The following is a 12,466-nucleotide window of genomic DNA, read 5'->3' on the forward strand; positions in this document are numbered from 1 at the left end:
CAGGAGGTTTATCGATATGGCAAATAAAAAAGCGGCTTTAGCTTGTACCGTTTGCGGCTCACGAAATTACCACAAGAGTGTCAGCGAAGGCAAAAAGGGCGAACGTCTAGAAATCAATAAATTTTGTAAACACTGTAATCAATATACATTACATAAAGAGACAAAATAGAAAAAAGGAGCAGACTAATGAAATTTCTAAAAAGTGTTAGAGACGTCATGAAAAAAGTAACTTGGCCAAGTGGCAAACAATTGCGTCGGGATACGATTATCGTTATCCAAACATCTTTGGCTTTTGCGCTATTCTTCTTTATCGTGGATACCGCTTTGCGCTATGGTATTACTTGGATTGTTGGCAATTAAAGCTAGCCAAAGGGAAAAGTCGATGTTATACTAGGGTTGAGAAAAATCTCGGGAAACTGAGGTTTTTTTATTATGGAAAAAGCTTTTTCAGCTTTCGAGCAGGTCACTTAAGGAAATGAAAGGAATTTTAAAACATGGAAACTTTTGAAAAAAATTGGTACGTTTTACACACTTATTCCGGTTATGAAAATAAAGTAAAAGCGAATATCGAATCACGGGCCCAAAGTATGGGGATGGGAGATTATATTTTTAGAGTAGTCGTTCCTGAAGAAACCCAAACAGAGGTCAAAAACGGCAAGGAAAAGGAAATCGTGCATAAAACTTTTCCTGGCTATGTGTTAGTTGAAATGACGATGACAGATGATTCATGGTACGTTGTCCGCAATACTCCAGGGGTGACCGGTTTCGTTGGATCGCATGGAGCCGGCAGCAAACCAGCGCCTTTACTGCAAGAAGAAATTAATCACATCCTGCGTTCAATCGGCATGAGCACGCGTCAAAGCGATTTGAAGGTTTCCCTTGATGAAGTTGTCAAAATTATCGAAGGCGCCTTTTCTGGTCTTGAAGGGGTCGTGACTGAAATCGATGAAGAAAAGCAAAAGCTGAAGGTTAATATCGATATGTTCGGTCGGGAAACCAGCGCCGAATTAGACTTCGATCAAGTAGATAAAATTTAAAAAAGCAAACGAGACTGGCAGATAAGTTCCGTGAACAGATAAATTATTGAATAGTAGAAAGCGTAGGCGTTAGTTTGGCAGCTTTGGCATAAAGCTAACGGACTGCCTTCTAAAAAATTCATCAAATTTATCTGGCGGCACTTATTTCAATGGTCTCTTTTTTTGTAGTCAAATGACTAGGAGGCTTTGAAAATGAAAAAAATGATGGCGTTTATATTAGGTATTTTGCTTATTTCTCTGGCGGCTTGTTCTAGCAGCCAGCAGACCACAACTTCTAGCACAAGCGGCACGTCCACTGAAGAAACAACTGTTTCGACAAGTGAGACAATTATGAAAACCAATGAGCCAACTATTTTCTTTCACGGCTATAGCGCCACAATCAATTCCTTTAAAAGTATGATTTCTCGAATTGAAGCGGACGGCTATGCCACAAAAGAAATGGTACTGACAGTCGCAACTGACGGCAGCATCACTTCAGAAGGGACCTACACAAATACTGAGAACAATCCAATCGTTCAAGTGTTATTTGCTGATAATAAAAATAATGAGTGGAACCAAGCAGAATGGGTCAAAGATGTCTTGGAGTATTTACAGACGAATTATAACGTAGAGGCCGTCAACATTGTTGGACACTCAATGGGAGGCGTCAGCGCTTTTCGCTATCTGACTGCCTATGGCTATGACACAACCTTGCCTAAAGTCACTAAATTTGTCGGTATCGGTGCGCCCTTCAATGATTTTTTGGATACCTCTGGCAGCCAAACCATTGACGATCTGTTAACCAATGGTCCGACAGAAAAAAGTCAGCGTTATTTAGATTATGCCACCGGGATTACCAATGTTGCCACCAATATGCCCGTCTTACTTTTAGCAGGACAACTGTCAGAAACCGATTTAAGTGATGAAACGGTGCCTTTGACCAGCGCCTTAGCTCCTTTTCAACTGCTACAAACCAATGGCAATTCTGTAAGCTATCAAATTTTTATGGGAATTCAACATAGTCAGCTGCATGAAGAGCCGGCTGTCGACCAAGTGGTTGAAAAGTTTTTGTGGGAATAAAAGAAAAAAAGTTTTGCTTAATATAGTTATTTCCTTTACTATAAATAATGTAATATATTTTTAGTTTTATTGGAGGAAAAATTTTGAAAAAGAATGTTATGGTATCCTTGGCTTCCTTTTTTTTAATTGGACCAAGTGTTTTGGGTTTTTATGCCCCTTTAAGTGCTCAAGCTTCAGAAGAAACGGTAACAATATCTAATGGTCAAGAAAATGAAAGTTCAACAAAATCATCAGAATCAACATCTGACTCTTTGATGGCGGCTACTAATGAGTCAGAATCTAGTATTGCTCCAGATGAGACTATGTCAACTACAGAAATAACCGAAACTCAAACGAGTAGTTCTACAGAGGAAACAGTTAGTGCAGAGTCTGAAGACGTTGTTATTACTGAAGAAAACAATAGTGCAATGGGTAGCTCAATTTCGCAATATTATTCTGATGAGGATACAATTAGTTTGGCTCGTGCATCAATAGATATCGTTCATGCTGGTGAAAGTAATCGTCCTGGTGCGCATTTTGTCGATGTATCAAGTCATAATGGTAACTTGTCAGTAAGCGACTACAAAAAGATGCAATCTTACGGTATTACAGGGGTTGTTGTAAAGGTGACTGAAGGGACAACCTATACTAATCCTTATGCTCAATCTCAAATTAATAACGCATTAGCCGCGGGTTTGAAAGTTTCAGTGTATCATTTTGCTTGGTATACAAATGCTGATAAGGCTAGAGCAGAAGCTGCTCATTTTGCAAGAACTGTAGGCAGTATGGGATTGCCGAAATCTGTAAACATGGTTATAGATATTGAAAAATCAGATTCTCAAGCTAATATGAATATTAGCAGTTTAACAGCTAATACAACAGCTTTTAAAAATGCTCTTAATACTTCCGGTTATAACAAGGTTTACTATTATATTGGGAAATACTGGTTAAATGAAAACGGTGGGAATTTCAATGTCAGCAATTTTGGAGCTAAAAATATCTGGGTTCCTCAATATCCATACTCACCGAATGCTACTCAAAAATGGAATAGTGAATTTGCTGCATGGCAGTGGTCTTCAAGATATTACATTAATTCAATAAATAGTTCTCAACCCTTTGATATTAATTTAGATTATACATCAACCTTTAGTAATGCTTTAGGTAATAACTATTATTTTAAAAATTCCTTAACTACGGGTGTGGCCGATGGCTCATTTAAATACGGGAATATTGATGATGAAGTATATTTTGGCGACTGGAATGGTAACGGTCAAGATACAATTGCAGTACGTCGTAATAATACTTACCATTTGAGAAACAGCTTAACTTCTGGTACAGCGGATCTTGTCATTAAGTATGGAAATAACGATGATGAAGTTTACTTTGGTGACTGGGATGGTGATGGTAAAGATGGTATTGTTGTCAGAAGAGGAAATACGTATTATTTCAAAAATCTTATCGCCTCTGGTGTTGCAGATTTTGTGATTGTTTATGGGAATAACGATGATGAAGTTTATTTTGGCGATTGGGATGGTGATGGTAAAGATACAATCGTAGTGCGACGAAAGAATGATTACTATTTTAAAGACTCTTTAACAACTGGAGTTGCTGATCGAATCATTAAATATGGAAATAATGATGATGAAGTATATTTTGGTGACTGGACTGGTAATGGCGAAGATTCTATTGTCGTGCGCCGTGGTGTAACTTATTATTTTAGAAATTCATTGACATCTGGTGTCTCAGAAAATACTATTAATTATGGATTAACCTCTGATACAGCTTATGTAGGCGATTGGAACAGTGATGGCATTGACTCATTGATGGTGCGCCGCTAAAGATTTAGAGATTCTGTATTAGATATTGTGAATCTAAGCTTCATACAGGCTTGTAAGTCTGTATGAAGTTTTTTTCAACTATACTTAAATTGGTTAGAAATCATTCTTAATAAATTATTTTTCTTAAAAGTGTGATCAACTTTGTCGAGGAATACTATGCATCTAAATTTTATCAGCTTGCTAAAAAAAAATAGATTCTATACAATTGAAAAAGACAAATCATTTTTAGAGTGGTTAAAAATGAACTTAACAAAGTGGAGCGGAGGGGAATTGATTGAAAAGAGTATCTGTGATAATTACTTGTTACAATCATGAAAAATATATAGAGCAGTGTTTGAAAAGCATTTTTAGACAAACATATCAAAATATCGAATTATTTGTTATTAATGATGGCTCGCTGGATGATTCTGATAGTGTTATTCGTAAAACACTAAAACGGTCCCCTTTTAAAACAAATAAATATCTTTCACAAGATAATAAGGGTAGCTGTATCTCAAGAAATATTGGTTTGGATTGGGCAACTGGGGATTTTGTTTTAATGGTAGATAGTGATAATTATCTAGAAGAAAATCATATTGAGAAGTCAATTCAGTTATTAGAGCAAACGAAGGCTGATATTGCTTATACTTCTTTAAAAGATGCCGATACTCAGAATATTCTAAATGAAGTGCCGGTTTTTGATTTAACTCGTTTAATTAATGTCAATTATATTGATACCTGTTCATTGATTCGTTGTAGTATTTTAGGGGACCATCGTTTTGATTTGCATTTGAATCGTCTTTTCATGCAAGACTTTGATTTCTTTTTAGGTTTGATTGCTAAAGGCGCGAATGCAGTTAAAGTAGAAGGACTTTATCAGAACTACCGGGTGCTGCCTCATTCAGTGGGGAATCGTGCTCAAAATCGGGAACAGCGACAAAAATGGTTTGATGTTTACAATTATATATTGGCTAAACATCCTGATTTTCATACTAGTAGTACGACTCAATGGTTTGCTGGGTGGTATGATCAATTAAACGAGGAGTTTATCAAAATTCAATTTGAAAATGCTAAACTTAATTCCCGTAATTATGATTTATACTCACAAAAATATACAATTGAACAGGAATTGTTGGGAAAAGAAAAAGATCTATTACAGTTGCAGCGAACCTTGGAAACTGAAAAAGAGAATCAATCCAGTGGATTTCGCAAACAGTATAAACAAAAAGTAAAAAGTCTGTTTAATAAGAAAGATCAAGATAATTCAAAAGATAGTTTGAATGAAGAAATTTTAGATGTTGAGTATCAAAACTGGATTGATAATATTGAGGACATGCAAAAAAGAATTCGGTTTGAAAGCCATATTGGATTCGGTTTAATTCCTAGCATTTCAATACTTGTCATCCTAAATGAAATTGACTTGAATCTTTTAAAAAGAGCAATTCAGTCTATAAAAAATCAATGGTATCCAAAGTGGGAAGTTTGCTTTGTTGTAAATACAATTCTGACTATTGAAACTCAAAATTATCTAAACGAACTATTAGCTGACGATAGTTTTGCAGCAAAAATTGTTACCGGAAGGGAAAATCAATCCTTTTCAGTAAAAGTGAATACTGCTTTAGAATTCGCTTCTGGAGAATATTTTTTGTTAATGAGCAGCCAAGATATGCTTGCCTCAGATGCCTTATTTGAGTTTGTTGACTTGCTAAATAATAAGTCTAATGATGATGTACATTTAGTTTATTCAGATGAAGATCAAATTGATGATCAGAAGAGACGTTTTTCCCCTACATTTAAACCAGATTGGTCGCCTGATCTAATTATGAATCAAAATTATATTGCTCGTTTGTGTTTCTACAATCTAATGATTGCTAAAAAAATTGATGGCTTTCGGTCCAATATTAATGGTATGGAAGAATATGATTTTACTCTGCGCTATACTGAGCAAATAGATTCTGCAACAATATTCCACCTTCCTAAAATTTTATATCACAAAAGGCCTATAAGTTTTTCTTTAAATCATGAAATTCAAAAAGATGATTCAACTGCTAGAAATAGTATAAAAGTAATTGAAGAAGCTTTAAAGCGGCGTAATGTTGTGGGGGAAGTGGGACTGACTAATGTCTCTAATTTGTATAACCTGCGCTATGCAATTAGAAAAAAATCTTTAATTAGTATTATTATTTCTGGAACTGATGATGAAAATGTGAAGAAATGTATAAACTCCATTATCGAGAAAACGAGTTTTTCAAATTATGAAATAATTATTGCCAGTTTAGGTGAAAAAAATAAAGAAAAACAGACTATACATGACTTGTATAAAGAAAAATTGGGAGAAAGGTTTAAGATCGTTTACCTTAAAGAACCACTTAGCCCTGCAAAATTTAGCAATAAAGCGGCTGCCATTTCTTCAGGTGAATATTTATTATTTTTAGACAGTCAAACAGAAATTTCAACGCCAGATTGGCTTGAACAGATGCTAAGTTTTGCTCAATTTGAAAGAATTGGGTGTGTAGGAGCGAGGATTACATCTCATAACGACGAAATTCAACTTGGTGGAATTATTTTGGGCCTAAATGGGGTTGCTGAATTTAATGTGTTGGATACCTCTGAGACTACATCCATGAACTCTAGGTTATTTCAGACAGATTATAATTATACGGCTATTTCCTCGGCTTGCTTAATGATAAATCGAGGGGATTTTATTGCTCACAATGGTTTTGATGAAGAATTAGAAGAGTATCATGATGTTGATTTAAGTATACGACTATATCAAGCCGGAAAATGGAACATTTTAGCACATAATGCAGTAGTAAATAGCTTTTCCAATAAAATATATCAGTCGAAACCTGCACAAGATTCAATAACTTTTTTAAATTTGAATGAAGTTAAGATTAAGGCTAGATATGGCGATTTTTTGTTAAAAGATCCTGCTTATAATCCAAACTTGACTTTAAAAGGGGTCCCTTTTAAAGTCAAGACCTTTTCGAGTTAGAGTTAACAATGTAGTTTTCTCTTTTTCTAAGAATAAAACATGTCTGGAAGTAAGCAGGTTTTGCTAAGTTTAAAAAGAGCTATTAGGCTCTAAAAAAGTCGAGGCAACTCAAATGATCTAGCTATAGTTCTCTGGGGAATTTCGAAATTGGTGAGTTGGCTAGACTTTGATTTTAAATTCATAATTCTTTACAAATTTCATGAATTTTTTGGTTGTGTCAAATTGTTTGATGTGTTTTTTGGACTTTTATTAATTAATAATTAGTCTGAAAGGGAATATTCTATTCGCGAAAACGTTCTTTGATTTATATACGGTTTTAATTTAATGATTTATGCAGACATAGACAGTAATGCGCAGATTGCTCTGCGATGTCTTTAAGAAAAAATGAATTAGAGTATCGATTTGTTCCTTCTTTTGTCAAATTTATTATGACAAGCAACGTGGAATAGGTCGATATTTTTTTCATACTGTTTTGTAAAGTTTGTACGGCTATGCCATTAGTTAATGCAAAACCAAAATTCTTGAACAATATTTCGTCAATATAATTAAATATTGAAAGTTTGCTATGGGGATATATGTACCTCAGTTGCAAATAATAAAGTAACTCGGAACTTTACCCGTTAATAAGACTAAAGTCATAACAGCTTGCTCTTCATTCTTGTTTACCCTATTTCCAGAGAAGATATTTTAAAAAGACTTATACATTAGTTTGACAAAAATCAAATTACCTCTTATACTTTAGAAGTGGTCACTACCAGTTGGATTGGGAAATAATTTCGTGAGAAGGAGCGTCGTTATCGTGGATAATTCAAAAAAGCAACCATTATATGATCAGTTAGTTTCTGTGATTATAAAAAAAATTGAAGACGGTCTTGAGGCGGATACGCTTTTGCCTTCTGAAAGAGAGATGTCTGAGCAATATGATTTAAGTCGGACGACGGTGCGGCAAGCTTTGCAGGAGTTAGAAAAACTCGGTTACATTTATCGTCGACATGGTAAAGGAACCTTTGTTGCGGATTTAAGCAAGCAGACCATGAATTTGGCGGGGGCCTATAGTTTTACTGATCAGATGAAAAGTTTAGGCAAGATGCCAGAGACGACAATTTTAAGTTTTGAAATTGTCGAGGCGAAAAAATATTTTGCCGATAATTTGGATTTGACTGAAGGGGAGTCGTTGATTAAAATCAAGCGGTTGCGTTTGGCAGATGGGCAACCGATGATGGTAGAGCGGAGTTATTTACCGCAAAAATACTTTGGAGAATTAACAGAGGAATTGTTGCAACAAAAACCTTTGTATGAAATTTTTTCCGAAGAGTATCATCAAGTAATCAAGCTGGCAGAAGAGGAATTTTATGCGAGTGTAGCAATTTTTTCTGATGCTGAGCAGCTGGCTATTCAAGAGTCTGCGCCAGTACTAAATTTAATTCGGCGCACTTATAATGAGAAAAATGAAGTAATTGAATTTACTTTGAGTGTCGCTAGAGCGGATCAATTCCGCTATAAAATAGTTCATACTCGGTAGTGTTAGGTAAGTGGTCTAGTTAAAGTGGTTTACTAGGAAAATTGAGCCACAAGCTTTGGTTCAAAACTATCAGCACCAGTCGAATTTTTAATATTGTTATTTTAACTGCTAGTTAGACCTTTAGAAAAAGGTCTGACATAGGAGCTTCATAGAACTTAAGTTGTAAAGATGATATAGGAGGAGAGCAAATGTTTCAACAATCAGCAGCAGAATTAGAAAAATTAGGCGCCGAAATTACGACGAGGGAAATTCGTCAACAACCGGAATTATGGATGGAAGCCTTGGATTTATTCAAAGAACAAGAGGCAAAAATTAAAAACTTTTTAGACAAAGTTTTGGCGGAGACAGATCAAAAAATTCGGGTCATCTTCACGGGAGCTGGTACATCGCAATATGTTGGCGATACAATTGTTCCTTATTTAGCTGATAAGGGTAGCTCGCAATTTGTTTTTGAAAGCATTGCAACCACTAGTATTGTGGCAACACCGGCTGATTATCTGGCAGCTGATGATGTGACAGTGTTGGTATCCTTTGCCCGCAGTGGAAATTCACCTGAAAGTGTGGCAACTGTCGAAATTGCCAATCAAGTTGTAAAAAATCTTTTCCATGTTACGATTACGTGTGCCAAGGATGGTTCTTTAGCAAAAAATGCAGCTGGCGATGAACGGAATTTGTTATTATTGCAACCGGAACGCTCCAACGATGATGGCTTTGCGATGACCGGTAGCTTCAGCTGTATGGCACTGACAGCATTATTGGTCTTCGATCAAACTCCTTTGGCGGCTAAAGAAAAATTTGTTGCCGACATGATTACGTTAGGTAAAGAAGTTATTGCCAGAGAAGCGCAAATCCAAGGATTAATTGATAAAGATTTTGATCGGATTGTCTATTTGGGTTCTGGCTCGCTAGCTGGTCTGACTCGGGAATCTCAATTGAAAATTTTGGAATTGACAGCCGGCAAAATTGCGACAGTCTTTGACTCTTCCATGGGCTTCCGTCATGGACCGAAATCTTTTGTTAATGAAGAGACATTGGTTTTTGTTTATCAAAGTAATGATGAATATACTCGGCAATACGATCAAGATATTTTACATGAAGTGGTCGGCGATGAAATTGCGCGGGCAACGGTCGCCATTTCTCAAAATGCTCAAGGAAACTTCACGGATGATTCCTTTATCTTTGAAAGTCAGACTGACTTACTGCCTGAAGGGTATCTTGCACTGCCATTTCAAATGGTTGCTCAGACAGTTTCCTTGTTGGCCTCCGTCAAAGTCGGCAATACACCAGACACACCATCACCAAGCGGAACAGTTAACCGTGTAGTCAAAGGTGTAACAATCCATCCATATCAATAACTTTTATAAAAAAATTTTTTAAAGGGGATATAAATTATGTTAAAAATGTCAGCTGGAAAATGGCAATACATGGAACAATTATCAACAAAGGATGGTTTTATTGAAGCCTTGGCAATTGATCAGCGGGGGGCCTTGAAAAAAATGATTACGGCGTTGGGGGAAGAACCAACTAGCCAACATATTACTGATTTTAAAAAATTGGTGTCAGAGGAATTGACCCAATATGCGTCTTCAATTTTATTAGACCCAGAATATGGGTTGCCTGCAGCGGATGCCCGGGATAAAGATGCCGGCTTATTGTTAGCTTATGAAAAGACTGGTTACGATGCAACGACGCCTGGACGTTTGCCAGACATTTTGAAGGAATGGTCTGTGTTACGTTTGCAGGAAAAAAAGGCCGATGCGATGAAATTCCTTCTATATTATGATGTGGATGAAGATGCAAAAATCAACCATGAAAAACATGTTTTCGTGGAACGCCTAGGTAGCGAATGCGCTGGTCAAGATATTCCATTTTATCTAGAAGTGGTCGCTTACGATGCTAATATTGCCGATGCAACTTCAAAAGAATATGCTAAAGTTAAACCCCACAAAGTAATTGAGATGATGAAGGAATTTACCAAACCTCAATATAAAGTTGACGTTTTAAAAGTTGAAGTGCCGGTCAACATGAATTTTGTTGAAGGCTATGGCGATGACGTAGTTTATACGAAAGCTGAGGCAGCAGCTTACTTCAAAGAACAAAGTCAAGCAACTGATTTACCATTTATTTTCTTGAGTGCAGGGGTATCGGCAAAATTATTCCAAGAAACGCTCTTATTTGCTAAAGAAGCTGGTTCGACCTTTAACGGTGTACTTTGCGGCCGGGCAACTTGGAAAAATGGCGTGGAACCTTTCATTAAAGAAGGGGAAGCGGCCGCTCGCAAATGGTTGCAAACGGAAGGTCGTGCTAATATTGAAGAATTAAATGCAATAGTGGACAAAACAGCGACTCCTTGGTTCAGCAAAGTTGAAAAAGCTTAAGGAGTAAACCATGATTATTACAGTGACTATGAACCCCTCATTGGATATGGCCTATCCGGTGCCCCATTTAATTATTGATGACGTGAATCGAGTAACGAATGTCTCAAAAACAGCTGGAGGCAAAGGCCTAAATGTTACGCGGGTTTTAAAACAATTAGGCGCTACGGTTGTTGCGACTGGCTTAATCGGTGGCAATATCGGCCGTTTTATTACCGAACAGCTGACAGCAACTGATATTGCCCATGATTTTTATGAGATTGCTGGTGAAAGCCGTCACTCGATTGCTATCTTGCATGACGAGGGCAAACAAACGGAATTATTAGAAACTGGTCCAGAAATTTCTGAATTAGAACTGGCTGGCTTTCTAGAAAAATTTGTCGGCTTAACAAAAGATGTTGCGGCCTTGACGATTTCTGGTAGTCTACCACCGGGTGTGCCCCAAGATTTTTATCAAAAATTAATCAATCTAGTTAAAGTTCCTGTATTATTGGACAGTTCGGGTAAAACTTTAGCTGCAAGCTTAGCCGGTCAGCGCAAACCGTTTCTAATCAAGCCTAACTTATCTGAGATTCAAGAGTTAGTTGGTGTCGAATTATCACTAGATAATCTTGAGCAATTGAAGGATGTTTTACAGGAAGACATTTTTACGGGCATTGAGTGGCTAGTTATTTCGATGGGCAGTCAAGGGGCGCTTGCGAAACACAATGGACTGTTTTATCGAGTAGAAATTCCTAAAATTGCTGTCGTCAATCCAGTTGGTTCTGGTGATGCGACTCTAGCTGGTTTAGCCTATAGTGTTGAAAAAGGTTTGTCAGATGAAGAGCTATTAAAAACTGGCATGGTTTGTGGCATGTTAAATGCTCAAGAGCATCAAACCGGTTGGATAAATCCAGCTAATTTTTCAGAACTGTTTGAAAAAATTACTGTCACTAAAATATAAAAAAAGTGCGTCGAAGGAAAGCTTGTTTAGTCAGCTTTCCTTTGACGCCATTTTATTCGTTAAATCAGCGGAAAATAAAGAAAAAGACTTGCAACTGTCAGCAAAACTGTTATACTGTTTTAGTGTGTGTTTTCCGACACGCAGTTTTATGCTCAGGGGTAACTGAGCAGTGGGAGGAGAAATTTGGATCTCCAATTAACCACATCACGGACTCAAGGAGGTATGTCTCGTGGCAAAAAAAGTAGAAAAAATCGTTAAATTGCAAATTCCTGCAGGTAAAGCAACACCAGCTCCCCCAGTAGGTCCTGCACTAGGTCAAGCCGGTATCAACATCATGGGCTTCACAAAAGAATTTAATGCCCGCACAGCTGACCAAGCAGGTTTAATCATTCCAGTGGTTATCTCAGTTTATGAAGATCGTTCATTTACTTTCGTAACTAAGACACCACCAGCAGCTGTTCTATTGAAAAAAGCAGCGAAGGTTGACAAAGGCTCTGGCGAACCAAACAAAACGAAAGTTGCGTCTGTTTCAAAAGCTCAAGTTCAAGAAATCGCTGAATTAAAAATGGAAGACCTAAACGCCGCTAACGTTGAGTCAGCAATGCGCATGGTTGAAGGAACTGCAAGAAGCATGGGGATTACTGTAGAATAATTTTTACACCCTGAAGCAACGGCTTCTCAGTTGGCTCTGTATTGAAAAATATAGAACACGTGGGAGGTTCAACCCGTTATAACCACT

At 37.0% G+C, this 12,466-nt stretch carries 11 protein-coding genes; all 11 read left to right on the forward strand.

The window, feature by feature from the left end; genetic code table 11:
* The first annotated feature begins 16 nt into the window (after positions 1-16).
* The 11 genes from rpmG to rplK all read left to right on the forward strand — a co-directional run bounded on the left by rpmG (position 17) and on the right by rplK (position 12,379).
* A complete protein-coding gene (gene rpmG / locus AC1Z3S_RS09470; RefSeq protein WP_265458195.1) occupies positions 17-169 on the forward strand; it encodes a 50S ribosomal protein L33 in 153 nt (50 codons plus the stop codon).
* 17 nt (positions 170-186) lie between these two features.
* Positions 187-360: a preprotein translocase subunit SecE gene (gene secE / locus AC1Z3S_RS09475; RefSeq protein WP_461736263.1), complete on the forward strand. Its 174-nt coding sequence runs from the start codon at positions 187-189 to the stop codon at positions 358-360.
* 134 nt (positions 361-494) lie between these two features.
* Positions 495-1,037 carry a transcription termination/antitermination protein NusG gene (gene nusG, locus AC1Z3S_RS09480; RefSeq protein ID WP_461736264.1) on the forward strand — a complete coding sequence of 181 codons (543 nt, stop codon included), beginning with the start codon at positions 495-497 and terminating at the stop codon, positions 1,035-1,037.
* A 192-nt stretch (positions 1,038-1,229) separates the two neighbouring features.
* The gene (locus tag AC1Z3S_RS09485; RefSeq protein ID WP_461740174.1) at positions 1,230-2,096 is read left to right on the forward strand and encodes an alpha/beta hydrolase; all 867 of its coding nucleotides are present in this window, start codon (positions 1,230-1,232) and stop codon (positions 2,094-2,096) included.
* A gap of 83 nt (positions 2,097-2,179) precedes the next feature.
* Positions 2,180-3,913, forward strand: coding sequence for a GH25 family lysozyme (locus AC1Z3S_RS09490; protein ID WP_461740175.1), 1,734 nt, complete (start codon positions 2,180-2,182; stop codon positions 3,911-3,913).
* Between the two features lie 274 nt (positions 3,914-4,187).
* Positions 4,188-6,887 carry a glycosyltransferase family 2 protein gene (locus tag AC1Z3S_RS09495; RefSeq protein ID WP_461740176.1) on the forward strand — a complete coding sequence of 900 codons (2,700 nt, stop codon included), beginning with the start codon at positions 4,188-4,190 and terminating at the stop codon, positions 6,885-6,887.
* A 799-nt stretch (positions 6,888-7,686) separates the two neighbouring features.
* The gene (locus AC1Z3S_RS09500; RefSeq protein ID WP_461740177.1) at positions 7,687-8,409 is read left to right on the forward strand and encodes a GntR family transcriptional regulator; all 723 of its coding nucleotides are present in this window, start codon (positions 7,687-7,689) and stop codon (positions 8,407-8,409) included.
* A gap of 188 nt (positions 8,410-8,597) precedes the next feature.
* Positions 8,598-9,764 carry an SIS domain-containing protein gene (locus AC1Z3S_RS09505; protein WP_461740178.1) on the forward strand — a complete coding sequence of 389 codons (1,167 nt, stop codon included), beginning with the start codon at positions 8,598-8,600 and terminating at the stop codon, positions 9,762-9,764.
* A 36-nt stretch (positions 9,765-9,800) separates the two neighbouring features.
* On the forward strand, positions 9,801-10,787 hold the full coding sequence (gene lacD, locus AC1Z3S_RS09510; protein WP_461740179.1) for a tagatose-bisphosphate aldolase: 987 nt from the start codon (positions 9,801-9,803) through the stop codon (positions 10,785-10,787).
* Positions 10,788-10,797: 10 nt separating this feature from the next.
* Complete coding sequence (locus AC1Z3S_RS09515; RefSeq protein ID WP_461740180.1) at positions 10,798-11,727, forward strand: hexose kinase; 930 nt, start codon at positions 10,798-10,800, stop codon at positions 11,725-11,727.
* Positions 11,728-11,956: 229 nt separating this feature from the next.
* Positions 11,957-12,379, forward strand: a complete 423-nt coding sequence (rplK, locus tag AC1Z3S_RS09520) for a 50S ribosomal protein L11 (RefSeq protein WP_265458211.1) — start codon at positions 11,957-11,959, stop codon at positions 12,377-12,379.
* Positions 12,380-12,466: the final 87 nt, after the last annotated feature.

This window comes from Enterococcus sp. LJL90 (genome assembly GCF_056924355.1).